General features: G+C 38.8%; 22 protein-coding genes and 1 pseudogene. 6 read left to right on the top strand and 17 right to left on the bottom strand.

Features of this window, described 5'->3' with window-relative positions; translation table 11 throughout:
* Nucleotides 1-55: 55 nt before the first annotated feature.
* Nucleotides 56-1,774, bottom strand: a complete 1,719-nt coding sequence (acsA, locus tag QE429_RS08035; protein ID WP_307286086.1) for an acetate--CoA ligase — start codon at nt 1,772-1,774, stop codon at nt 56-58.
* A 166-nt stretch (nt 1,775-1,940) separates the two neighbouring features.
* Here acsA and QE429_RS08030 point away from each other — a divergent pair, with 166 nt between their 5' ends.
* From QE429_RS08030 to QE429_RS08020, 3 genes are read left to right on the top strand one after another with little or no spacing between them, the layout of a single operon-like run.
* Nucleotides 1,941-2,573, top strand: coding sequence for a GNAT family N-acetyltransferase (locus QE429_RS08030; protein WP_307286084.1), 633 nt, complete (start codon nt 1,941-1,943; stop codon nt 2,571-2,573).
* 34 nt (nt 2,574-2,607) lie between these two features.
* Nucleotides 2,608-3,255 (top strand): acetoin utilization AcuB family protein, encoded by a 648-nt coding sequence (locus tag QE429_RS08025; protein ID WP_307286082.1) that lies wholly within the window; start codon nt 2,608-2,610, stop codon nt 3,253-3,255.
* Entirely contained in the window at nt 3,252-4,433 is a 1,182-nt protein-coding gene (locus QE429_RS08020; protein ID WP_307286080.1) for an acetoin utilization protein AcuC, read from the top strand. Before QE429_RS08025 ends, QE429_RS08020 begins: the two co-directional genes overlap by 4 nt.
* Before the next feature lie 174 nt (nt 4,434-4,607).
* Here QE429_RS08020 and ccpA read toward each other — a convergent pair whose 3' ends face one another.
* From ccpA to QE429_RS07995, 5 genes are all read right to left on the bottom strand, one after another.
* The gene (ccpA, locus tag QE429_RS08015) at nt 4,608-5,606 is read right to left on the bottom strand and encodes a catabolite control protein A (RefSeq protein WP_307286077.1); all 999 of its coding nucleotides are present in this window, start codon (nt 5,604-5,606) and stop codon (nt 4,608-4,610) included.
* Nucleotides 5,607-6,079: 473 nt separating this feature from the next.
* Entirely contained in the window at nt 6,080-7,159 is a 1,080-nt protein-coding gene (locus QE429_RS08010; protein WP_307286075.1) for a bifunctional 3-deoxy-7-phosphoheptulonate synthase/chorismate mutase, read from the bottom strand.
* Nucleotides 7,160-7,437: 278 nt separating this feature from the next.
* Entirely contained in the window at nt 7,438-7,770 is a 333-nt protein-coding gene (ytxJ, locus tag QE429_RS08005; protein ID WP_307286073.1) for a bacillithiol system redox-active protein YtxJ, read from the bottom strand.
* Nucleotides 7,771-7,871: 101 nt separating this feature from the next.
* Nucleotides 7,872-8,354 (bottom strand): YtxH domain-containing protein, encoded by a 483-nt coding sequence (locus tag QE429_RS08000; RefSeq protein ID WP_307286071.1) that lies wholly within the window; start codon nt 8,352-8,354, stop codon nt 7,872-7,874.
* 20 nt (nt 8,355-8,374) lie between these two features.
* Nucleotides 8,375-8,839 carry a DUF948 domain-containing protein gene (locus QE429_RS07995; protein WP_307286068.1) on the bottom strand — a complete coding sequence of 155 codons (465 nt, stop codon included), beginning with the start codon at nt 8,837-8,839 and terminating at the stop codon, nt 8,375-8,377.
* Between the two features lie 223 nt (nt 8,840-9,062).
* Here QE429_RS07995 and QE429_RS07990 point away from each other — a divergent pair, with 223 nt between their 5' ends.
* On the top strand, nt 9,063-10,178 hold the full coding sequence (locus QE429_RS07990) for an aminopeptidase (RefSeq protein ID WP_307286065.1): 1,116 nt from the start codon (nt 9,063-9,065) through the stop codon (nt 10,176-10,178).
* Between the two features lie 42 nt (nt 10,179-10,220).
* Here the strand turns inward: QE429_RS07990 and murC are convergent, their stop codons facing one another.
* The 6 genes and pseudogenes from murC to QE429_RS07960 form a co-directional block, all read right to left on the bottom strand.
* On the bottom strand, nt 10,221-11,522 hold the full coding sequence (murC, locus tag QE429_RS07985; RefSeq protein WP_307286062.1) for a UDP-N-acetylmuramate--L-alanine ligase: 1,302 nt from the start codon (nt 11,520-11,522) through the stop codon (nt 10,221-10,223).
* Nucleotides 11,523-11,756: 234 nt separating this feature from the next.
* Nucleotides 11,757-13,412 (bottom strand): annotated as a pseudogene (locus tag QE429_RS07980) (DNA translocase FtsK); the annotation flags it as partial.
* A gap of 872 nt (nt 13,413-14,284) precedes the next feature.
* Entirely contained in the window at nt 14,285-15,079 is a 795-nt protein-coding gene (locus QE429_RS07975) for a DUF1444 domain-containing protein (protein WP_373463184.1), read from the bottom strand.
* Nucleotides 15,080-15,167: 88 nt separating this feature from the next.
* Entirely contained in the window at nt 15,168-15,482 is a 315-nt protein-coding gene (locus tag QE429_RS07970) for a thioredoxin family protein (RefSeq protein WP_307286056.1), read from the bottom strand.
* Nucleotides 15,483-15,581: 99 nt separating this feature from the next.
* Nucleotides 15,582-16,097: a DUF84 family protein gene (locus QE429_RS07965; protein ID WP_307286053.1), complete on the bottom strand. Its 516-nt coding sequence runs from the start codon at nt 16,095-16,097 to the stop codon at nt 15,582-15,584.
* Nucleotides 16,098-16,403: 306 nt separating this feature from the next.
* Complete coding sequence (locus QE429_RS07960) at nt 16,404-17,477, bottom strand: M42 family metallopeptidase (RefSeq protein WP_307286052.1); 1,074 nt, start codon at nt 17,475-17,477, stop codon at nt 16,404-16,406.
* A 185-nt stretch (nt 17,478-17,662) separates the two neighbouring features.
* On the opposite strand from QE429_RS07960, the gene QE429_RS07955 reads away from it, so the two are divergent.
* A complete protein-coding gene (locus tag QE429_RS07955) occupies nt 17,663-17,992 on the top strand; it encodes a PepSY domain-containing protein (protein ID WP_307286049.1) in 330 nt (109 codons plus the stop codon).
* 35 nt (nt 17,993-18,027) lie between these two features.
* On the opposite strand, the gene QE429_RS07950 is transcribed toward QE429_RS07955, so the two are convergent.
* Together QE429_RS07950 and trmB are read right to left on the bottom strand one after the other, a co-directional pair.
* Nucleotides 18,028-18,867 carry a YtnP family quorum-quenching lactonase gene (locus tag QE429_RS07950; RefSeq protein WP_307286047.1) on the bottom strand — a complete coding sequence of 280 codons (840 nt, stop codon included), beginning with the start codon at nt 18,865-18,867 and terminating at the stop codon, nt 18,028-18,030.
* 99 nt (nt 18,868-18,966) lie between these two features.
* The gene (trmB, locus tag QE429_RS07945; RefSeq protein ID WP_307286045.1) at nt 18,967-19,614 is read right to left on the bottom strand and encodes a tRNA (guanosine(46)-N7)-methyltransferase TrmB; all 648 of its coding nucleotides are present in this window, start codon (nt 19,612-19,614) and stop codon (nt 18,967-18,969) included.
* Nucleotides 19,615-19,779: 165 nt separating this feature from the next.
* Here trmB and QE429_RS07940 point away from each other — a divergent pair, with 165 nt between their 5' ends.
* Entirely contained in the window at nt 19,780-20,058 is a 279-nt protein-coding gene (locus QE429_RS07940; RefSeq protein ID WP_307286042.1) for a YtzH-like family protein, read from the top strand.
* Here the strand turns inward: QE429_RS07940 and QE429_RS07935 are convergent, their stop codons facing one another.
* The 3 genes from QE429_RS07935 to QE429_RS07925 form a co-directional block, all read right to left on the bottom strand.
* Entirely contained in the window at nt 20,059-20,832 is a 774-nt protein-coding gene (locus QE429_RS07935) for a phosphotransferase family protein (protein WP_307286038.1), read from the bottom strand.
* 219 nt (nt 20,833-21,051) lie between these two features.
* The gene (gene pulA, locus QE429_RS07930) at nt 21,052-23,187 is read right to left on the bottom strand and encodes a type I pullulanase (protein ID WP_307286036.1); all 2,136 of its coding nucleotides are present in this window, start codon (nt 23,185-23,187) and stop codon (nt 21,052-21,054) included.
* Nucleotides 23,174-24,154 carry a diacylglycerol/lipid kinase family protein gene (locus tag QE429_RS07925; RefSeq protein WP_307286034.1) on the bottom strand — a complete coding sequence of 327 codons (981 nt, stop codon included), beginning with the start codon at nt 24,152-24,154 and terminating at the stop codon, nt 23,174-23,176. Before QE429_RS07925 ends, pulA begins: the two co-directional genes overlap by 14 nt.
* Nucleotides 24,155-24,188 lie beyond the last annotated feature (34 nt).

The raw sequence follows: 24,188 nt of genomic DNA, 5'->3' as shown, positions 1-24,188 counted from the left end.
TATATTTGTCTAACTTTCTTGGGTCAGTTCAATTTCGGTGCGGTTTTTGTTAATTCTAATCTTCCATTGTAGATAAGTCACCAGTCGGTAAGTTTAACTCCCACGCCTTTAGCACTCGGCGCATGATTTTACCACTTCTTGTTTTTGGAAGTTTATCACGGAAATCAATTTCTCTTGGTGCCGCATGGGCTGCAAGGCCTTTTTTAACAAATTGTCTAATTTCCTCTTTCAATTCCTCAGAAGCCTCAAAGCCGTCACGTAGGGCAACGAACGCTTTAATGATTTCCCCTCTAACCGGGTCTGGTTTTCCAATTACACCCGCTTCAGCTACTGCTGGGTGCTCAACAAGCTTACTCTCAACTTCAAACGGTCCTACACGCTCTCCTGACGTCATGATAACATCATCCACTCTACCCTGGAACCAGAAATAGCCATCCTCATCCATATAGGCAGAATCGCCTGAAACGTACCAGTCACCTGGCATAAAGTAGGATTCATACTTTTCTGGATTATTCCAAATCGTATGCATCATGGATGGCCAGCCTTTTTTAATGGCTAGATTGCCCATACGATATGGAGGCAGCTCTTTTCCTTGGTTATCAACAATCGCAGCCTGTACGCCTGGGATCGGTTTGCCCATAGATCCAGGCTTAATCTTCATACATGGATAGTTACTGATGAGTTGTGCTCCAGTTTCCGTCATCCACCAGTTATCATGAATACGATGGTTAAATACCTTTACACCCCATTTTACTACTTCTGGGTTTAATGGTTCCCCAACACTTAGGATATGACGAAGACTGCTTAAATCGAATTTCTTTACAAGCTCGTCTCCTGCACCCATCAGCATACGGAAGGCAGTAGGAGCACTATACCAAACTGTTACTCCGAAGTCCTCGATCATCTGGTACCATGTTTCCGGACTAAATCGTCCACCTACTATGACATTAGATGTTCCAGTTAGCCAAGGGCCGAAGATTCCGTAAGATGTTCCTGTCACCCACCCTGGGTCTGCTGTACACCAATATACATCATCCTCTTTTAAATCAAGAACCCATTTAGCAGTTTGATAATGTTGTATCATTGCATTATGTACATGCAATACCCCTTTAGGTTTTCCTGTTGAACCTGATGTATAGTGCAAAATTAACCCATCGGTTCTTTCAACCCATTCGATTTTAAGATCTTTACTGGTTTTTTCAAGTTTTCCTAGGAAATCAATGTAAGGGCCTTGTTCCTCCACATCTTTTCCAACAAGGAAAATATGCTTTAAGGCAGGTAACTCCTGAACCGGTACTCGCTCTAATAATTCTGGTGTCGTAACTAGAACTTTTGCTTCACTATCTTGCAGGCGGTCACGGACTGCCCCTTCCATGAACGCTTCAAATAATGGACCAACGATAGCTCCAAGTTTAATCGCACCAAGGACAGTAAAATAAAGCTCCGGAGAACGAGGCATAAAAATAAATACGCGATCCCCTTTTTCTACATCCCCATAGCTCTTTAACACATTCCCAGCTTTATTAGACAGCTCCATCATTTCCTTGAATGTGTACTTTTCATTGCGAAAACCGTCTCGATAGTAAAGAGCAATTTTATTTTTCCGGAACGTTTTTGCGTGGCGGTCAATGGCCTCATATGCCATGTTAACTAGCCCTGTTTCACTCCACGAGAATGCTTTTTCAGTTTCCTTCCAATCAAATTGCTTGTACGTTTCATCATAATTGGTTAAATTATGGTCTCCTTGTACAACTGGTAGCGCTTCCACTTTCATTACTATCTCCCCCTCCTATTTTATAAAGATTATTATAGTACAAATATAAACTATTCACAATTTTAAAAATTTTATTGCTCATAAATATTAATGAAATCGCTTTCTCTTACTAGATTTTATGTATAATAGAATTAATAAACTAATGATTTTTAAGGTAGGTGACCTTATGGAACACAAGAAAACTTACAATGCAAAAGAACTAAAAACTCCTCATGGGAATTTAATCATTGAAGGCCCTATTTCATCAGATAAATTAGCAGGCTATGAATTTCACGAAGACCTTGTTGCCTTTCGTCCTCCTGCACAACAACATAAAGCTTTAATTGGTATCGCAGGACTTCCTGAAGGAAGAATTATAATTGCCAGGCATCGCCACACCATAGTCGGGTACGTTACCTTCCTATATCCAGATCCCCTCGAGAGGTGGTCTGAAGGAAAAATGGATAACTTAATAGAATTAGGAGCTATTGAGGTTATTCCTCAATTTCGCGGCTGTTCTGTAGGTAAAAACTTATTAATCGTCTCGATGATGGATAATGCAATGGAAGATTATATCACGATTACAACCGAGTATTATTGGCATTGGGATTTAAAAGGCACCAAATTAAATGTGTGGGATTACCGAAAAGTCATGGAAAAAATGATGAATGCCGGTGGATTAGAGTGGTATGCGACAGATGATCCAGAAATCTGTTCCCATCCCGCTAACTGTCTCATGGCTCGAATGGGCAAGAGAGTCGACCTAGAGTCCATCCAAAAATTTGACCGACTACGATTTATGAACCGTTTTATGTACTAATGCTGTAATTCACTTGAGATATGAGGTGATTGATTTGATAGTGGAAGAAATAATGAAAACAGACATTGCTACACTTTCTCCAACAGACACCATTGCTGATGCTATGAAATTAATGGAAACAAAGAAAATTCGCCATATACCAATTATTAATAGCCAAAGACAATTGGTTGGATTAGTCACTGTCGCCAATATAAGAGAGGCAACCCCTTCTATTTTTCGTGCAAATGAACATCCAGAGGACCTAAAAAAACCGCTTGAGACTATTATGGAATGCGATATAATTACTGGGCATCCGCTTGATTTTGTCGAAGAAGTGGCCGGCCTATTTTATGAACATAAAATTAGCTGTATTCCTATCATAAATGAATGTAAACTTGTTGGAATTGTAACAGAAACAGACCTATTAAGAACCTTGGTCGAGTTAACAGGAGCCCACCAGCCCGGATCTCAAATTGAAATAAAGGTTCCAAACCTCACTGGAATTCTCAGCGATATTACAAACGTTATTAAAAATAGAAAGGCTAACATTCTGAGTGTTCTCGTTTATCCTGACAAGACTGATGAACATTTTAAAATCCTTGTGCTTAGAGTTCAAACCATGAACCCAACTGCCCTTATTCAGGATTTAAAGCAAGCTGGACATCATGTACTATGGCCAAACCTACCGGGGATATCCATATGAGTGATCGATGTTCCTTCGTATTTTCAGAAGAACTGTTAAATTATAAGTTCAGCAGTAACCATCCTTTTAACCAATTCCGGCTTACACTTACCGTTGACTTATTAGAAAAAATGAATGCACTGTCCGCTAATGATGTCATTGCACCTAAAATGGCAACAGATGATGAGTTAGCCCTTATACATGATCGTAGTTACATAGATGCAGTTAAGAAAGCTGGACATGGAGAACTATCTAAAGAAGTGGCAGAAAATTATGGGCTAGGTACAGAAGATACCCCGATATTCCCAAACATGCATGAGGCAAGTGCTCTTTTAGTAGGTGGAACACTAAGGGCAGTCGATCAAGTAATGACAGGCAAGTCTCTCCATGCCCTGCATCTTGGAGGTGGTTTGCATCACGGGTTCCGAGGAAAAGCCTCTGGATTTTGCGTATATAACGATAGTTCTGTGGCCATAAAGTACTTGCAAGAAAAATATAATGCCCGTGTTTTATATGTGGATACTGACGCACACCATGGAGATGGTGTCCAATGGTCTTTTTACGATGACCCTAATGTATGTACACTTTCTATTCACGAAACAGGCCGATATTTGTTTCCTGGAACCGGGAATATAAATGAAAGAGGTCAGGGAGCAGGCTATGGCTATTCTTTTAACATCCCTGTTGATGCCTTTACAGAGGACGATTCCTGGCTGCACGCTTATACAACCGCTATTAAAGAAGTCGCAGAATTTTTTAAGCCCGATGTTATACTTACACAAAATGGAGCAGATTCGCATTATTTTGATCCACTCACTCATTTATCAGCCACAATGAAAATTTATCGTGAGATTCCTAGGATTGCACATGAAATTGCCCATCAATATTGTAATGGAAAATGGATTGCAGTAGGTGGCGGTGGATATGATATTTGGCGAGTGGTTCCAAGAGCATGGGCTCTCATTTGGATGGAGATGACTGAAAACTCGAATTGTTCCGCCAATCTGCCAGCAGCTTGGATCGATAAGTGGCAAAAGGAATCTCCCGTTACCTTGCCAAATGAATGGGACGACCCTGAAGATTTATATACACCTATTCCAAGAAAAGCTGAAATTACAGAAAAGAACCAAATAACATTAGAAAAGGCACTGTATCCTATACGTAGTCATCGAAAAAGCGGAAAGGGCCTGCCATCATAAATGGCAAGCCCTTCATTATATAACTAAAAATATAAAATTCAAACTTCGAGAATTGTCCAGCTCCAGCGCCTAGCCCCTCGGGTCAAATAACCTTCGGCAATAAAAGTCAAAGAACGACTTTTCTTGCCGAAGAACATTTGCCTGTCGGGGCTGAACAAGGCGCTTTCGCTTTTCTTATTTAGTCGATTGTCTGTACTCTATTCGGTGTGGCAGGACAACAATTTGATCTGACACCGTTTCTTTATTCATTAATTTTGTTAATAGTCTCATGGCTACTGCACCAATATCATATAACGGCTGTACAATCGTTGTTAGCTGTGGACGTACCATTAGTGCTAACCTTGTATTGTCTGATGTGATTACTTCGAAGTCCTCAGGGATTTTATAGCCTTTATCCTCCGCACCATGAACCACTCCTAGTGCCATTTCATCTGCTCCTACTAAGATAGCTGTTGGTCTTTCACTTGCTTCAAGTAATTTTTCAAAGGCTTCGATTCCTGAATCGTACGTATAATCTCCTTCGACAATTAACTCCTCGTTATATGGAAGTCCTGCTTCCTCAAGCGCTCTTTGATACCCTTTTAGTTTTTTCTGAGCGTTCTTTGGTTCGTGAAGCGGACCAACCACAATAGCAATATTCTTGTGGCCTTTTTCAATGAATTCTTTTACCGAATCGTACACTGCTTCCTCGTAATCAATGTTAACAGAAGGAATTTTGTTTGACTCTTCAATGGACCCCGCAAGGACGATTGGCACTGGAGATTTTTCAAATTCCTCCACATGATCTGGTGTAATGTTTCCACCCATAAATACAATTCCATCCACCTGTTTACCAAGCATAGTATTAAGTAAATGCAGTTCTTTATCTTTATTTTGGTCAGAATTACTTAAAATGATATTGTATTTGTACATAGTAGCAATATCTTCAATCCCTCGAGCCAATTCTGCAAAGAAGATATTAGAAATGTCAGGAATAATCACACCGACAGTTGTTGTTTTTTTACTAGCCAATCCCCTTGCCACAGCATTTGGACGGTACCCTAATCTTTCAATTACCTCTAACACCTTTTTTCGGGTAACGGGTTTAACATTTGGATTTCCATTCACTACACGGGAAACAGTTGCCATAGATACATTGGCTTCCCTTGCTACGTCATAAATCGTTATATTCACTTAGAAACACTCTCCTGTAACGAACATTGTTTTCTTTATTTTACATCTGTTATTGAAAACCTAGTCATAATTATTGATTGTGAGATAATAAACAATCTTAGTATGTACTTAATGATACGACAAGAATAATAAAGCCGCAATTGCATTTGTCAACATTTTTCGTTTATTTTTCTATAAAACCACAAAAAAAGGGCTGACACAAGAGTCAGACCCTTTACTATCATTCGATTTGTTAAAGTTATCTGTTGATTTCCGCTCCAGGAGCGAGCGGTCCGTGGGTGTTTCGGCGAGCCTCCTCGGAGAAACGCGCCTGCGGGGTCTCCCCTGAACCATACTCCCACAGGACATTGAATTGCATCTTGAATCCGCCCACGCACGAAGGAAATGCGATAGCATTTTCGAGGAGTCTTCGCTCCTTCCACTCCAGTCAACAGGGTAAAAAATCACCTATGTTCTTTAACAAAGCCTTATCATTAAATCCGTACAAAGTTTGATGCAAGTAATTCATTATAGAAGTGATTGAATTGGTCAAGATCCATTTGCTGCTTTTGGTCGGAGAGAGCAACAGCTGGGTCTGGGTGAACCTCAGCCATGACTCCATCTGCACCAATTGCAATTGCAGCCTTGGCAGCAGGTAAAAGTAAATCTCTTCTACCCGTTGAGTGTGTAACATCGACCATTACTGGTAAGTGTGTTTCTTGCTTCAGAATTGGCACCGCTGAGATATCAAGTGTGTTTCTAGTTGCTCGTTCGTACGTTCGAATACCACGTTCACATAGAATGATTTGGCCATTTCCTTGTGCCATGATGTATTCAGCCGCATTGATAAACTCTTCTATCGTTGCTGCAATTCCTCTCTTTAACAATACAGGTTTTTTCAATGAACCTGCTGCTTTTAACAATTCAAAGTTCTGCATGTTTCGGGCGCCAATTTGGATGACGTCGATATAGTCTGAAGCCATTTCAAGATCAGCCGGGTTTACAATCTCACTAATCACAGCCATATCATATTCATCAGCGACACGCTTTAAGATTTTCAAGCCTTCAACTCCTAGACCTTGGAAATCGTAAGGAGAGGTTCTCGGCTTATAAGCACCACCGCGAAGTAGCTTTAAGCCTTTTTCCTTCATAGCTTTAGCCACAGTAGCTACCTGCTCGTATGATTCAACTGCACATGGTCCAAATACAAAATGAGGCTTTCCGTCCCCAACGTTTTCACCTTTAAGGGTAACAATCGTATTTTCAGGCTTCTTCTTTCTGGAGACAAGCAGGGCTTTTTCATGGTCATCTTTTTGTAGATCTAATCCCGCCTTAAAAATTTCCTTAAAAATATGATCGATGGTTGAGTTATCAAACGGGCCATCGTTATGCTCTTTAATAATATCAAGCATTTTTCTCTCACGGACTGGATCGTAACGGTAAACACCTTGATTTTCTTTCACCCGTCCAATTTCTTGGACGAGTTGAGCTCTTTCATTAATTAGCCTCAACAATTCCAAGTTTAATTCATCTACACGTGCTCTCAATTGGTCCAATTCAATTTTTTTGCCCATTATCGTCCCCGTCCTTTCGTTTGCAAATCGTTACTTGTAAAATAATGATTTACAGCTAAAGTTATTAATTTTAAAATATTTTAATAATTAGGCTTTATTATAGCGGAAATATATTTCTTTGTCATCTATTTTTTCTTTATTAATTAAACGCTTTTAAGCATTAAAGCAAATAGATGTATAATAAAGTATTGTATGTTTCCTTCGTGAAGGATGTGTCGTTTTAAAAAAATTTTTTTCTATAAATGAAGAGGATGATTGATCATCCCCTTTTTTATTAATTATTGAGTTACACTGCTTGCATTGAGCAATGCCTTATTGGTTATTTTCCAATGGGAAGCATTCCATACTGGTTGTCCATTTGAAAATAGGATTGCTTGCGGTGATTCATGCTTTATTTCAAATCTTTCTGCGATTTCATTGGATAATGGACGAGAATCTTGAACCGCTAAGAAATATGTGGGTACATTTTGATTTTCATTAGCATACTTTTCGTATTCTTTGTATGCAGCATGGCTAATAGGACAGGTTAGGCTGTGCTTTAACAAGTAGAATCTACTTTCTTTGTTCACTAATTCATTAAATTGTTCAATTGAATCAATTTTTTCTAGCATTTTTACATTCCTCCAGTTAGAAAAGCTATAACTCCTATAAATAAAATAAACGGTGAAGTCATTTTATCACTTCACCGTTTGTATCACAAATAATATAACTATTAAAGTTTTACTTTGTTTTCCTCTTCATCAAAAGCCTTTTGTGCTTCCTCTAATTTTTTTCGAATATCGTCACTATTTAGATGCCCTGCTTCAGCAGGCTTTTCGGAACCTGCTTTCTTATTTCCCTGTTGAAGTGAGATATAAGTTGGATCAGATTCCTCTTTTGGAACGGACTTACCCTTCACTTTATTCACCAGCTCGGAAGATTGTAGGACAATGCCTTGAGAAAGCGAGGCTGTTTTGGATGCTAACTCACTACTTTTATTGGCTACATTTTCCCGTAGTTGACCTGTCTTATCCAAAATAGGCCCAGCTTGTTCCGTTAATGTCTTACGGAGTTCTTTGCCTGACTTAGGAGCAAATAGTAATGCTGCAGCAGCTCCCACCATCCCACCAATTAACGCTCCTAAAATAAAGCCGCTGGAAGATTCGTCATTTCTGTTTTGATTTGATTCTCTTGATTCATATTCTCTGTTAGACATCTGCCTTTCCTCCTTTATTATTAATGTGCTCTTACCTTTCGTACTATTTCTTCTGAAACTTTTTCATTCTTAGTTTGTTTTCTAGCCTGCCATTTATCTTTCAATTCAAGGATTACATTGCTCCATTGAACGATTTGTGATATTTTCTCTTTACTATCTTCCACTTGCTGGTCAACAGTATTAGTTAAGTTAAGCAATGTTCCGTTAAATTTACTAACGGTCACCCCAACATCCTTAACTGCATCTACCACACTATTTAAACCTTCAGATTTTTGCTGAATATCTTCAGCCAATGCATTTGTTTTTTGTAAAAGTAATGTGGTTTCGCTTGTTACTCCATCCAGTTGTTTTTCTAATCCTGTCAGTGTTTTTGAAACGCTTGTAAGTGTAACCTGAAGTGATTTGAGCGTTGCCGATAAATAAATAACTAACACCAAAAACGCAATAGCAATTAGGGCTACGCTTAAGTATAAAATAATTTGCATCGTGCACCTCCGCCTAAACTATATCAATATGTATTACCCATCCAACGTGGATATAAACCTCGCTAATATCTTATACTACTTCCATTCATTTGTCTTGTTTTCCTGCTAGTACTTTAAAATTTTTCACATTTCATCCGTTGAAAGATTTTTTATTTTTCAACTTTCTGTCATTAATCGGTTACAATAGGTAAGGTACATAATTTTTAGTTGGAGGCGTTATTTCATGAAGGATCCTCGTATTGAAAAACTAGCAAAGAATTTAATCAACTACTCCGTACAGCTTCAAAAAGGAGAGAAGGTTTTAATCGAGAATTTTGGACTGCAACGAGAGCTTGTAACTGCACTCGTGAAAGAGGCATATACTGCAGGAGGATATCCATTTGTTCTATTAAAAGATCATCAAGTGGACCGCGCTTTATTATTCGGAGCTCAAGAAGAGCAATTTAACATGATGGCTGATTTTGAAGCAAATGTTATGGGTAAAATGGATGCGTACATAGGACTGCGTTCTGGTGACAACATCAGTGAGCTCTCTGATGTTCCAGATGATAAGATGAAAATTCAAGGTAACACAATTGGCAAAAAGGTGCACCGTGACATTCGCGTGCCAAAAACAAAATGGGTTGTACTTAGATATCCAACATCATCAATGGCTCAATTAGCTAAAATGAGCACCGAAGCATTTGAAGACTTCTATTTCAATGTATGTAATCTTGATTACGGTAAAATGGACCAGGCGATGGACAGCTTAGTGGAACTAATGAACCGAACAGACAAGGTCCGGTTAACTGGCCCTGGAACAGATTTAACCTTCTCTATTAAAGATATCCCTGCGATTAAATGTGCAGGTCGATTAAATATTCCTGATGGTGAAGTGTACACAGCTCCTGTGCGTGATTCTGTGAATGGCGTCATCACTTATAATACACCATCACCATACCAAGGCTTCACCTTCGAAAATGTAAAGCTTACGTTTAAGGATGGAAAAATTGTAGAAGCAGAGTCCAACGATACCAGCCGTATTAATAAGATTTTTGATACGGATGAAGGAGCACGTTATATTGGAGAGTTTGCGATTGGCGTCAATCCGTTTATTCTGAACCCAATGCAGGATATTCTGTTCGATGAAAAAATTGCCGGCAGCTTCCACTTCACGCCTGGACAAAGCTATGATGATGCTTATAACGGCAACCATTCCAATATCCATTGGGACATGGTTAATATCCAACGTCCTGAATATGGCGGAGGAGAAATCTATTTTGATGATGTCCTCATTCGAAAAGACGGCCTATTCGTGCTTCCCGAGTTAGAAGTATTAAATCCTGACAATTTAAAATAAACATAATAAGGCTGACACCACAAGGTGCCAGCCTTTTTTATGTTATTGAATGATTTGTTTTTCATAAGATTCCTGGAATTTTTGAATATCTCCGGCTCCCATAAATACAATAACACTATTATTGTATCTATTTAATTCCGAAGTATTTTCCTCAGTTAAAATCTCAGAGCCATCAATTTTTTCCTGTAAATCCTTAATAGTCAACTTCCCATGATTTTCACGAGCTGATCCAAAGATTTCACACAAATAAGCTTTATCCGCTAGTCGAAGACTTTCAGCAAAATCTTCTAAAAAGGCCTGTGTCCGTGTGAAAGTATGTGGTTGGAATACAGCCACGATCTGCTTATCAGGGTATTTCTGCTTTGCCGCATCAATGGTTGCTTTAATCTCAGTCGGATGATGGGCATAGTCATCAATGAGAATTTGTGATCCAATTCTCTTTTCAGAGAATCTTCTTTTCACACCTTGGAACGTAAGCAACTGTTCTTTTACGATGTTCACATCAATCTCTTCATAATGACATACACCAATGACAGATAGAGCATTTAACACACTGTGATCACCAAAGGTCGGAATAGAGAACGTGTCATAGAACGTATTACGAATAAATACATCGAAACTCGTTCCATCAGTTGATTTGACCAGATTTTTTGCCTGATAATCATTTTCCTCGCCAAACCCATAAAACAATACTGGAACCTTCGCCTGGATTCTCTGAAGCTGCTCATCATCACCATAAGCAAAAATACCTTTTTTTACCTGAAGGGCCATCTCTTGAAAGGCTGAAAATACATCTTCAATGTTGGCAAAATAATCAGGGTGATCGAAATCAATGTTTGTCATAATGGCATAGTCTGGGAAATACGATAGGAAATGCCTTCTGTATTCGCAAGCTTCAAATACAAAGTATTCGGCCCCTTCTTGTCCCTTTCCTGTTCCATCACCAATTAAAAAGCTAGTAGGTTTAGCGCCTCTAATAACATGAGCAAGTAAACCAGTCGTTGATGTTTTCCCATGTGCTCCCGTAATGGCAACACTTGTGAAATTCTGCATAAAATCGCCCAAGAAACGATGGTATCTTACTACTGGAAGTCCAAGCTTCATTGCCTCTTGAATTTCCTCATGTGTATCAGGGTAAGCATTTCCTGCAATAATCGTCATCCCCGGCTTGATGTTTTCCTTTTGAAAAGGAAGAATTTTAATTCCAGATTGTTCAAGGGCAAGTTGAGTAAAAAAGCGCTTTTCGACATCGGAGCCTTGAACCTCAAATTTCATATCGTGTAGAACTTGTGCAAGTGCACTCATCCCAGACCCCTTAATACCTACAAAATGGTAAATAGTCATAGAAGAACCTCCAACCAACGTCTATCTGTAAAACAGTATATGACATCTGTCTGTATTTGACATTGTTTATAGATTTACTGTAAATATGGTTACTGATTTGAAATCATTTAACTATTATAACATTCTTCTTTCATAAAAACTATTAGTGTCAATTTTCTTTATAATCCACTTAATAAATGCACTAATTATTATTTGTTCGTATTTAGAAAGAATACCGTCAATTCTATATTTTTGCTATTCTTGTATCGCCATTAAATCTGCCTCTGTTATTAAAACTTCTCGAGGCTTACTTCCGTTTGCACCTGTAATAAAGCCATTTTGCTCAAGCATATCCATTAATCTTGCCGCTCTGTTATAGCCTATTTTAAAGCGACGCTGCAAACTAGAGGTGGACGCTCCACCTTGTTCAATAATAAACTCACACGCTTCATAAAAAAGTTCATCTTCTTCCTCTATTACCTGTGCCTTCTTTAGAAGTTCTTCTTGTTCAAATAAATAGTCAGGCTCCCTCTGCTCCCTTGCATGCTCAACGATCAGATCGATTTCTTCATCGGATACGTAAGTTCCCTGCAACCTTACTGGTTTAGATGACCCATTTTCTAAAAATAACATGTCCCCACGGCCTAATAATTTCTCAGCCCCGCTAATATCAATGATAGTCCGTGAATCAACTTGGGAAGAAACAGAAAAGGCAATTCTTGTAGGGATATTGGCTTTAATTAACCCAGTAATAACATCAACCGAAGGTCTCTGCGTGGCAACGATAAGATGAATACCACATGCTCTTGCTTTTTGAGCAATTCTGCAAATTGCCTCTTCTACATCGGCTGGTGACATCATCATTAAATCGGCTAATTCATCTATGATGATTACAATAAATGGAAGCTTTTCAGAATATCGCTTATGCTTTAGCGCTAACTCATTAAAGCGATTGATATCACGCACGCCAGCATGTGCAAATAGCTCATATCTTCTTTCCATTTCATCCACTGCCCATTTTAATGCAGCTGTTGCGGCCTTTACATCGGTAATGACCGGGCTAACAAGATGTGGAATGCGATTATAGGGTGCGAGTTCTACCACTTTTGGGTCGATCAGCAAGAGCTTTAGATCCTCTGGACTAGCCTTACACAACAAACTAACTAAAATTGTATTGATACATACACTCTTACCTGAACCAGTAGCCCCGGCAATAAGTCCGTGCGGCATTTTCTTCAAGTCAGTTACAATCGGCTTCCCTGCAATGTCCAGTCCCATGACTGCAGTTAGTGGAGACGTTGACTCTTGGAAAACCTTACTTTGGATAATTTCATTAATAAAGACAGGTCTTGACTTTTGATTTGGCACTTCGATCCCAATAGTATGCTTTCCAGGAATAGGTGCTTCAATCCGAATATCTCTGGCCGCCAGACTTAATTTAATATCGTCACTTAGGTTCGTAATCTTATTCACTTTTACTCCCGGTTCGGGCTGCACTTCAAAACGGGTAACAGATGGCCCTTGTGTCACATTGACCACACTTGCACCGACATTAAAGTTTTTGAGGGTAAGATTTAAAAGCTCTTCCTGTTCTAATAACCACCCGATATCCCTATCTTCTTTTACTGGAGGGTGTAATAAACTCGATGGAGGAAGTATATACGTGCCATGATTCGTATTCTGCTCTACATTTTCAAAAACGCGTGGAGCTGGTTCCTCCTTTTGAACAACTGGCTCTTCTATTGCCCTCTCTAATAGTCGATCTAAAGATGTATCCATTGATATTTCTTCCGACTTTTCTTCACTTATGAGAAGATTCTTCTCTTGTTCCTTTCTTCGACTTCTTTCTTCCCACTTGAGCTTATCCTGCTTTAACATCATCACATTAAAAGGCATGCGAGTACGTTTGGGTTCAGGCTGGATAGGCAAAGCTTCAAGCTGATCGATTCGGGTTTCTTCACATTCAACTGGTTCTGCTTGAGGTTCAGAAACAGCTGATTCAACCGCAATATTTGGTTCAACAGTTATTGGTTCAAGTTCATATTCAGGTTCTAAGTCTTTTACATTTAATAGACTTTCATCTGGAGTTTCATCTGAATTGTTTACAGATTTCTCAGCCATTAACTCTTCAATTGGTGTTATAAAGTTTAGTTGCTCTCTATCTTCATCATTTAAAAAGTGACTTAATTCATGCTCTACAATCGTCTCCGACTTCTTTGGCCTATTAAACCCGAAAATAGGAGAAGGAATCTCTGTCGGATGAAATGGTCCTTTCATTCTCGGTGGTGAATGCGGTTCTTTAACCGGTTTTGCCACTTCAGTTTTTACAGGCTCAACATCCTTCTGTTCCCTTCTCCGTCTAATTTCAAGAGGGGGTTCTGAATTCTTCTGTATTCTTACAGATTCAGCAGCTTTAGGTTTCACCTCAGATAAGGGAGTTGTAGATGTTCGTAAACCGCCTTTAGGATATTGATAGGAAATTTTAGTATCTAAATCTTTTACACTTTCTAATGGGTTTAAATTTGGAAACTCTTCGGTTTTAGGGGTATGTATAAGAAATTCGTTAAATTCCTCTTCCTCATCTTTTTTAAACTTTTGAAAAAAGTTTTGGATCCAGCTCAAAACTATCACTCTTTCTACTTTCATCTATCATTCTATTTTAGCAGTATTTAATATTTTTTCGAGATAATTTCTCAGAATAAGTCGAAATATATTCGAATTGGATATATCCCCCAAAGAAGTAATGAAAAAAGACCACTTTCTGTGATCCTTCTTCATTCATTTTATTTATTTTTTCCTAAAATGAAAATGGGCTCTAATTCCCCATTTTCATATATAAAGGACAAAGCAGTGATTGGTACCCGGCCATTTGCAAAGAAACTCATTGCCATTTGGGCTAGAACATCATATCCCCTATCATTACGGATATCTCCAATAATTAATACATCCTGGTGAGGAACTGCTAAAACCATCGATCCAACTATTCGTTTCTGCATTTCATTTAGGAAGCCTTTATTTAGGATTCGGCTTGCATCATATCCATCATTGGTATTAAGAAAATAAAAGATGTTCCCGGCAACTTGGTCTTCCTTTACGGAAGTGGAAAGAGATCTGGCGTTAAATAAAGCTATTTCTTTAATTCTGTTCGCTTCCCAGCCTTCTCTTTCCATCGTACGACGGTCAATTAACCGATATGTTTTCCCCATGTCATATGCGTAATAAATTTTCGTTTCCGCCGTATGTTCATCACTTAAGAAGGGGTTTCCCTCCTCTGATTCCTTAGGGAAAGACGTTGAACGAATGACAGGAAAGATATTCTTTTCGTGATCAGTTAATTGAACCGTATCCTCCATTGCTTGCAGGCCTTCACTCACATAATAAACGACTTCATCAATCGCTTTTTCTTTTTCAGCATGCCATTTGGCGATAATCCCCGGTAATGAGACGGTTATTCCTTTCCCTGTTGCTTTACTTTCAATTCTAAGTGTATCTTTGTCGCGATCATAGGAAATTGCCCGTTCTTGCTTTGCTAAACGAGTCTCTAATTCCCTTCTCATCTTTTTGCTATCCATTTTCATGTCTATTCCTCCCTTTAAGGGCTGCTATTCTAATAGTACAATAAAAATGAGGCTGACTCAAAAGCCATGAGCCAGCCTCACTCCCCTGCTATCTTAATCCATCGATGAATTGTTCGATTTCTTCTTGTGTTTTGCGATCTTTGCTTACAAAACGTCCAAGTTCTTTTCCATTTTCAAAGGCAATAAAGCTAGGGATACCGAAAACATCTAACTGTTGGCATAAATCAATATAATCATCTCGGTCTATATGAACAAAGGTATATTCATTATATTTTGCTTCAATTTCTGGAAGAATCGGCTCAATTATTCGACAATCAGGGCACCAGCCTGCTGAAAACATAAAGATCGTTTTCCCTTGGTCACGAAGCTGTTCAAATTGCTCCATTGATTCTAAGTTTTTCACTTGTAACGCCTCCGTTTTTTCTGTCAACTTTTTAAAGTCTTATAAAGATATCATACCTTCCAAAATATTTCAAAAGACAGGATTTTGTAGACAAAGTATTTATATAATATTTTTTTGATAGTAATATTGTCCCACCAGCAGGTTCGTAAGATGGGTAAACATATCAACACGGTTTATTTCTCCGTTGGTAAATATCCCTACGGCCCCTTCGTGTTTTCTTACATTTTTCATTTTTGCATAATCATCCATGACCGGACCAAGCTCTTCTCCTGCTCTAAGCCTTACAGCAATTTCTTCAGGGAGAAGAAACCTTGCTCCTCCGGCGATAATTGGCTCCCTATCATGGGAGGCTAGCGCTCCCCAGTTGCAGAGCATTAGGCCATGGCTTGTTTCTTGCACGCCGCCTTCAAGCCCAATTCCAATATCCCCTTCTCCTTGCAGCAAAGCACCCATGGCCCGGTTCTTAGCACCTTGGATTGTTTCGTCATCTGTAAAGGGCTGGTCATTAACATTTGATGGAATATCTAATGGGACAAACTCTGCTTCCTCTTTAGAAAAAGCATTTTTTACGGCTAAAACTTTTGCGGGGTTTTTTGAGCCAATAATGATTTTCATTTTTGTATCTCCTTTTTTCACTAATAAAAACTCTATTAACTTGGCTGTTAATTTCCATTCCAGGCGCGAGCGGTTCGTGGGTGTTTCGGCGAGTCTCCTCGGAGAAACGCGCTTGCGGGATTCACCCCTGAACCATACTCCCACAGGACATTGAGTTGCATCTTGAATCCGCCCACGCACGAAGGAAATGCGATAGCATTTTCGAGGAGTCTTCGCGCCTTCCGCTCCAATCAACAGGTGTATAAATTAGCATAAGGCTTTTACAAAGACCATACAAAAAGGAGGCATGAACCATGCCCCCATGTATTAGCTGTTAGATCGAATTGTATCAACTGTTGTTTGGTCACAGGCTTTTACAAGTTTCACGATTAATTCTTTGGCAGCTGCATAGTCATCAATATGAATGATGGATGCATGGGTATGGATATAGCGTGAACAAATCCCTACTACTGCACTCGGAACGCCCTCATTGGACTGATGAACACGTCCGGCATCCGTACCGCCTTGTGAAACGAAATATTGATATGGAATTTGATGCGTTTCTGCAATATCAAGGACAAACTCTCTCATTCCACGATGCGTAACCATGGATCGATCTAGGATTCGGAGCAAAGCACCTTTGCCTAATTGGCCAAATTCTAGTTTATCTCCACTCATATCATTTGCAGGACTCGCATCAAGTGCAAAGAAGATATCAGGTTTAATCATATTTGCAGCTGTTTGGGCACCGCGTAAACCTACTTCCTCTTGAACCGTAGCACCTGAATAAAGAATGTTTGGTAATGTTTCATCTTTTAACTCTTGAAGAAGTTCAATGGCTAATCCACAACCATAACGATTATCCCATGCTTTTGCTAAAATTTTCTTTTTATTAGCCATTGGAGTGAATGGACAAATAGGCAAAATAGTCTGCCCTGGTTTAATGCCGATTTCTTCCGCATCCTCCCGGTTGTCTGCGCCAATGTCGATTAGCATGTTCTTAATCTCCATTGGTTTGTTACGCTTGGATTCATCTAAAAGATGTGGTGGAATGGAACCAACGACACCAATGACTGGACCATTCTTCGTCATAATCTGTACACGTTGGGCAAGGAGCACTTGACTCCACCAACCACCTAGCGGCTGAAAACGGATCATACCATTTTCAGTAATTGCCGTTACCATGAAACCCACTTCATCCATGTGGCCAGCTACCATAACAGTTGGACCTTGAGTATTTCCTTTTTTTAAACCAAAAATGCTTCCTAAGTTATCTTGAATAATTTCATCTGAGTATTGAGCTAATTGCTCTCTCATAAATTTTCTTACTAAATGCTCATTTCCAGGTGCCCCTGGAAGCTCAGTTAAGGTTTGAAAAAGCTTTAGTGTTTGTTCGTTCATTTCGCAACTCCTTCAGAAATAGATTCTGTGTTCATATGTATAAGTTTATTTTACAGAAATTTCGTGACTCTTACCAATAATTCATTCAATATATGTAATATTACCTTCTAACAACCAAATACGATATACTGAGAGAAGAATCCTAAACGTAATCTTTTCCAATTTATTTTTTGGAGGTCCTTACTATGAACTGGAAATCATTCTTCATGGGTGCTGCGGTCGGTTTAATTGGTGGATATGTAGTAAAAGAAGTAATCGATCAAAAAACGAACGTCTCACCTGAAAAAGTACTGGAACAAGTTAAAAAACAATTTAAGCAAAATGGGCCTATCAGTGGTTCTTGGATACATATGGAAGCAGAGCCATATGAAAAGCAGCAAATCCATTATCGTGTATACAAAGGTGGAATTTCAAAAAATAATAATGGCTCCACGGAACAATTTGAATTTATCGCTGATGCACAAACCGGTACGCTACTAGTGGTTCGGCCTTTAACTGGGGACCTTGTATCTTAGAAGAAAAGGCAGATTTAATTATCTGCCTTCCCTTATTATTTAAGTCTTTTTATAACCTCAGATAATGTCCCCTCACTGTCCCATTTAACCGCTCTATAGAAGGCATCATGATAAAATGTAAACCAGGCATTTTTCTTTAAACCATACGGAAACCATTTCTCTTTCGCAAATATAGAGTCCATTGGGTAATCATCATAAGCCATTACCCATAAAACATTTTGATGAGCATGTGTCGCCATTAAATCCGCCATGTGAATGGCTAATTCTCCACCGTCTTCAATTATTAAAATGGAATGGCCATTGCTGTGCCCCCCTGTATGAATCATCCTTAGAGCACCTAAGCTCCATTCTCCCTCGAATGGCTCAACCTGTGACTCAACAGCTTCCCAGTTTTCTTTCCAGTATGTATTTTTGGAACGAATATTAGGATGTCGCATTTCATCCCATTCTACTTGTGAGGTAATGATTTTTGCATTTGGAAATGCTGACGTATAGCGTCCGTCTACCAGTTTTGTTAATCCGCCTGCATGATCAAAGTGTAAATGAGTCATAACAACATAATCAATTTCATCTGCACGTAATCCTAACTCTTGTAAGGATGCATCTAGTTCGGATTCTTGAGTAACCCCATAATTCCTCAGTTGTTTCTCTGTTAATTTGCCTTTCCCTAATCCTGATTCAACTAGGATATTTTTTCCGTCCATTTGAATTAGAATTGGATCTGTAGGGAGTTCAATTTGATTTTTATCATTACATGGGTACTTTTTCGACCATAATCCTTTGGGAACAACACCAAACATAGCTCCCCCATCTAAATTTGTTACACCGCCTGAAAGCCAAGTTAATGAAACACGTCCAATTTTCAATGATTCCATAACCATTCCTCCTCACAACCCTTTTTCCTATATTTTAACATTGCTGACTGGACTGGAGAAACAAAAAGACAGCTCACATAGTGAACTGCCCTAAAAGAACTACTTTTGATTTTGATATTTCACTTCAGAACGATAGATACGTTGTCCTCTTTCAGAAAACTTCTGTTCATATTCAGTCATGACGTTTCCTTCATACCCACTCTTGTGGAAATCAAGGCTAACGTATTTTAATAATAATCCATAAGCTGAGAAACTCATTAATGAATATTCAAATAATCCTTTATTATCGGTTTTAAAGTGGATTTCCCCACCATCGACTAAAATATCTTCATAAAGCTTCAAGAAATTTTTATAAGTCAGCCTTCTTTTTTCATGGCGTGACTTTGGCCATGGATCAGAGAAGTTTAAATATACTCTCTCTACATCATTCTTCGCAAAATATTTATCTAATTCAGCTGCATTCACATTTAAGAGTTTTAAATTCGGTAATTCAGCTTCAATCAAACGATCCAAAGCAGCGACAATCACACTGTCATATAACTCAATGCCAATATAATTAATGTCTGGGTTCGCCTTTGCCATACCGATAAGGAATTGTCCTTTACCGGTACCTACTTCAATATGAAGAGGCTGATTTTTTTCAAATACATTGTGCCAATTCCCTTTTTGCATTTCAGGGTTTGCTACTACATATTGTGGATTCTGATCTATTTTATCCTTTGCCCAAGGTTTATGTCTAAGTCTCATCGTGACACTCCTATAAAAAATAATTTCGTTCAAACCATATCATGCAAAACCCTCACATGCAAGCGATTCTTGTTGGAAAATAAGAAAACGAATAAACAAAAAAAAGAATCACAACCTAAATGTGTGAATTCTTTTTTTAAATACCACTTGAGAGGGTGTTCTTTTATGCCGTTAAGTCATGGTGACCAAGTCACATTGTTAAAAGATATATTAAACAACCATCAATCCGATTGTTGTGGTTCCGTAGCGGAATGTGAACAACTAGAACGTTTAGTGAAATCCCTGATGGTTAATACACAGGTTGATCAAAATGTGAAACACATTTTACAGGAAGTATACCAGTATAGCCAAAATGGTGCGCAAACGGCTGATTTAGATCAACATATATTATCGAATCAAAATAACCTATCACAATGGGTTAACGATATTGATCAATTTTCCTGATTAAACAACTTCATTTAAGAAATGAATCCACTTGTTCATCTCTTCCAAACGGTTTTTATTTTTATGCCATTGAATGGAAGATAAAGTTTGCACGGTGACATACCACTTCATTCGTAATCTTAAATGGTCTGTCAGTTCTTGCCCGTACATGCTTAGCCAATCCTGCCAGTTTTCAGGCGGGATATACCAATAAAGAAGTAATCCAAGATCAATTGCTGGATCTGCAATCCTAGCTCCGTCCCAATCAATCAAATACAACTGGTTGTCTTCTGCAAGCAGCCAGTTGTTATGGTTGACATCTCCATGACAAACCACTTTTTCATCACAATAAACATTTAATGCTTCGCTCTTTAGGAAATTTAATGCTTTTTGTGTTTGCGGTAAGGATCGAACCTGTTCGTCTAACTCATTGACCACTGATTGAAAAATGGTTTCCGGGTGTAATGGCGAGTTCTCTATCCTGCTTAACATTCCAAGCATTGGCTTTGAGCAGTGAATTTTCTTGAGAAGTTTGGCAACAAGCTCTTGATTCATTTCTGCCGGTGTTAATTCTCTGCCAGGAAGCCATTGTTGTGCTGTTATTACATCTCCATTTTCCAACCGTTTGGTCCAAACAAGCTTTGGGACAATGCCTTCTGCTGAAAGAACCGCAAGGAATGGAGAGGAATTTCGCTTTAAAAAAAGCCTTTGGTCCTCATATTCTGCATAAAAGGCTTCACCAGTGGCGCCTCCGGCAGGGGTAATTTCCCACTCTTGTCCTAGTATATGTTCCAAAATCGTTCACCTTCAATTTATGCCGTTCTATTGGGCTTATTCCTCCAATTTACTCGGAGGTAAAACCTGTGCTGCTGGAAGGTTTAAAATAACCAGAGTTCATTCAACAGCTTTTATTTTTATAAAACAAAAAAAAAGCTATTGAAACCATTGCACACAATAGCCATCTTAATAAATTTTATCTCCTATTGCCTTTTTTCGTCAAGTAATCTCGAAAAACTATTTTTTTAGTAAAACAATTAATGAAATCGGCGGTATTTTTATTTCTCCTCCATGAAGGACCCCTTTAGAATAAATTCCCGCATCATGTTGGTCAGCCAAAATAGACCAATCTCCTTTTGGAAGTGTAAAAAGTTGGTCATCTACAGATGGATTAATAATTACTATTACCCTGTCATGAACCATTTGATAGCTGCACGCTAAAATGGGAGATGATGATGGAAGCGGCCGGATATTACTACGAATTTCCTCTGCTGTTCTCATTCGAAAGCAAGGCATAGCTCTACGTATAGCAATTAGGCCCTTCAGGTAATTCACATTATCTTTATATTGAATCTTTCGTTCCCAGTCCAGCTGATTAATCCTGTCAGGAGAACAATAGCTATTCCCTTCCCCTTGCTTCGTGCGAAAAAACTCCTGTCCACTATGAAGAAACGGGATTCCTTGAGACAACAGCACCAGCCCCGTAGCCAACCGGTGATATTTTGCACGAATTCTGTCATCTGCATGCGGAAGACAAGCTTGGAGTTTATCCCAAAGGGTATGATTATCATGGCATTCCACATAGTTAACTGATTGGTAGGGTTCATTAAAAAGACGTACATTCCGCTTTTTTAAACCAATGCTCCCTGCAAGTACTTCTAAAGCTGCATCTATGTAGTGCTCGTTACCCAGAGCATACCCCTTATCAAACAAATTAAAGGTACTACCTTTGATGGTATCACGAAATTTATCGTTAAATTGTGCAATTTGAGGTAGTTTGGCTTGATTGGAAATGGTTGCCTTTTCATCTGAAGGAAGTGGTGTATTTAAATTCCATCCCTCCCCAATAATGAGCGTCCCTTCCGCAATACTGTCACAGGTCTGTCGCACTTGAGTCATCGTTTCCACATCTAAAATCCCCATTAGATCAAAGCGGAATCCATCAATATGATACTCTTCCATCCAATAACGTATTGAGTCAATGATAAATTTCCTTACCATTTTTCGTTCGGATGCAATGTCATTACCTACACCTGTTCCATTCGATGGCATCCCCAATTCATTGTGTCGAAAATAATAACCAGGTACGATTTTTTCAAAAGGCGAATTCTCACGAATAAACACATGATTATATACAACATCCATAATGACCCTAAGGCCACTTTGGTGAATTTGGTCAATTAATGATTTTAACTCCTTCATTCTAGAATAGGGGTCAGATGGGTTTGTGGAATAACTGCCTTCTGGAGCATTGAAATGGAGGGGATTGTACCCCCAGTTATAGTCCATAAATGGTGTAAGTTCATCCACACCTGCATAGTCATGGAAGGGGAGAAACTCAAGATGTGTTATCCCTAACTCCTTCACATAGGATAAACCCGTAGATTCACCGTCCTGCCCCTTTGTATGGAGTTCTCCTGCTCCTAGATATAATCCTTTATGCTTTATCCCGCTATGTGGATGTATACTAAAATCCCTGATATGTGTTTCATATATTATCGCATCGACAGGACTTTCAAGTGGCGGTAAATCGTGTCTAGGTCTATGCGGATTATCACGCTTGATGATTACTCCATATTCTCCATTAACCGTTACTGCTTTCACATATGGGTCGACGGCTTCCCGCCATTCTTGATTGATTAATACGAGGAAGCTATAGTGAAAGAGTTCTAAATTCCGCGGAATGTTAACAGACCAAACCCCGTTCTCCCCGCGTTTCAGTTTTATAATCTCAGAAAAACTACTTTGAGGAGGTGTTATTTTTAACTTCACTTGGATAGCTGTGGGTGCCCACAACTTAAATTGAGTTTCATCTCCTAAAAGGGTCGCACCGAGGTCGTTCCCTGTGTAATAGAATTTTTCGTCAAAACGCTCGGTCCGAATAACTGCTCCAATTTGGAGGTCAGTTCTACCTCCATGCTCGTCAACTACCCAATATTGTTTTTCGAATAAAAACTCCTCTGAAAACCTAGAAACATATTTAATATGATCGACTATTCCATTCTTCGTAATCATATCCAACGGGTATTTTTCAGTATCATGAACAAGATAGAAAGTGGACGACACCCCTCCATGATAGGATAGCGGCAGAAGAATCGTAATGATATTGAGCTCATCTAAATAGGCAAGAAATTTTCTGTCAGTACAATTCATTCGAGTCCCTCTCTTTCACATCAACTTGCTTAAAGGACAATCTCGTTAACACCTCCGTTGCCTTTTCTTGGAGATGAATAGTCAGTGGTGTAACCCCAATATGCTCTCCATCCGCATGAACAAACAGAGAGTCTTGAGAATCTATTGAGACAACTTTTCCTTTGTACGTTTTCACTTCGTTAAAATAAATGTGTTTACCCCAAAAAACGCTAATAAAAACAAGCAGCAATTTTATCCTGGATAACTGTTGTACAACGGTAACATCAAACAGCCCATCGTTTGGCTCTGCAGAGGGTGCTATTTTCATTCCACCACCATAATAGGGTTGGTTAGAAACTGTCACAAACCATGTTTGTTCAAATATATGCTTTTCACCGTCAATTGATAAATCAATTGTTGAGGTTTTATAAGTAAATAACTTTCTTAGTAGAAAATAAACATACACCAATCTTCCTAATGAAAGTTTATTTAATAGCGCCTTCATCCGTGATTGGTTTACTTCGTAAGATATGACAGCATCAAAGCCGGCACCCATATTATTAATAAAATAATATGATAACTCGTCATCTCTGGTTATTTTTCCAATATCTATCGGTAATGCCGGCTGCTTCAACAAACGAAGAATCACTTGTAAGGCTTCCACCGGATTTGTTGGTATTTGAAATCCTCTTGAAAAATCATTTCCTGACCCGCCTGGGATAAATCCAAGTGTACAATGGTTATAATCTACTACCCCATTCATCACTTCATGAATGGTTCCATCCCCGCCAACCGCAATGATGATCTTCTCTTTGCCATTTTTTGCAGCTATTTGGCTGGCCATTTTTTTGGCATGCCCCTGATATTCTGTAAAAAAAGCAAGATAGCTTACTTGCTTTTTTTCTAGTTCTTTTTCAATTTTCTTCCAGATTTTAAGGCAATAACCGTTTCTTGCCTTTGGATTGACAATAAAATAAATTTCTTTCATACGACCAACCTTTTTTGAGTGTTTTCATTTTTCT

The organism is Bacillus sp. SORGH_AS_0510, from assembly GCF_030818775.1.
Taxonomy (GTDB): domain Bacteria; phylum Bacillota; class Bacilli; order Bacillales; family Cytobacillaceae; genus Neobacillus.
The sequence above is the reverse complement of the archived record's forward strand: the minus strand, read 5'-3'. Positions and strand labels throughout refer to the sequence as shown.

Coding starts and splice junctions, on each gene's coding strand:
- acsA (WP_307286086.1), bottom strand. CDS start 1,774: ATGAAAGTGGAAGCGCTACCAGTTGTACAAGGAGACCATAATTTAACC.
- QE429_RS08030 (WP_307286084.1), top strand. CDS start 1,941: ATGGAACACAAGAAAACTTACAATGCAAAAGAACTAAAAACTCCTCAT.
- QE429_RS08020 (WP_307286080.1), top strand. CDS start 3,252: ATGAGTGATCGATGTTCCTTCGTATTTTCAGAAGAACTGTTAAATTAT.
- QE429_RS08010 (WP_307286075.1), bottom strand. CDS start 7,159: ATGGGCAAAAAAATTGAATTGGACCAATTGAGAGCACGTGTAGATGAA.
- ytxJ (WP_307286073.1), bottom strand. CDS start 7,770: ATGCTAGAAAAAATTGATTCAATTGAACAATTTAATGAATTAGTGAAC.
- QE429_RS08000 (WP_307286071.1), bottom strand. CDS start 8,354: ATGTCTAACAGAGAATATGAATCAAGAGAATCAAATCAAAACAGAAAT.
- QE429_RS07995 (WP_307286068.1), bottom strand. CDS start 8,839: ATGCAAATTATTTTATACTTAAGCGTAGCCCTAATTGCTATTGCGTTT.
- QE429_RS07990 (WP_307286065.1), top strand. CDS start 9,063: ATGAAGGATCCTCGTATTGAAAAACTAGCAAAGAATTTAATCAACTAC.
- murC (WP_307286062.1), bottom strand. CDS start 11,522: ATGACTATTTACCATTTTGTAGGTATTAAGGGGTCTGGGATGAGTGCA.
- QE429_RS07975 (WP_373463184.1), bottom strand. CDS start 15,079: ATGAAAATGGATAGCAAAAAGATGAGAAGGGAATTAGAGACTCGTTTA.
- QE429_RS07965 (WP_307286053.1), bottom strand. CDS start 16,097: ATGAAAATCATTATTGGCTCAAAAAACCCCGCAAAAGTTTTAGCCGTA.
- QE429_RS07960 (WP_307286052.1), bottom strand. CDS start 17,477: ATGAACGAACAAACACTAAAGCTTTTTCAAACCTTAACTGAGCTTCCA.
- QE429_RS07955 (WP_307286049.1), top strand. CDS start 17,663: ATGAACTGGAAATCATTCTTCATGGGTGCTGCGGTCGGTTTAATTGGT.
- QE429_RS07950 (WP_307286047.1), bottom strand. CDS start 18,867: ATGGAATCATTGAAAATTGGACGTGTTTCATTAACTTGGCTTTCAGGC.
- trmB (WP_307286045.1), bottom strand. CDS start 19,614: ATGAGACTTAGACATAAACCTTGGGCAAAGGATAAAATAGATCAGAAT.
- QE429_RS07940 (WP_307286042.1), top strand. CDS start 19,780: ATGCCGTTAAGTCATGGTGACCAAGTCACATTGTTAAAAGATATATTA.
- pulA (WP_307286036.1), bottom strand. CDS start 23,187: ATGAATTGTACTGACAGAAAATTTCTTGCCTATTTAGATGAGCTCAAT.
- QE429_RS07925 (WP_307286034.1), bottom strand. CDS start 24,154: ATGAAAGAAATTTATTTTATTGTCAATCCAAAGGCAAGAAACGGTTAT.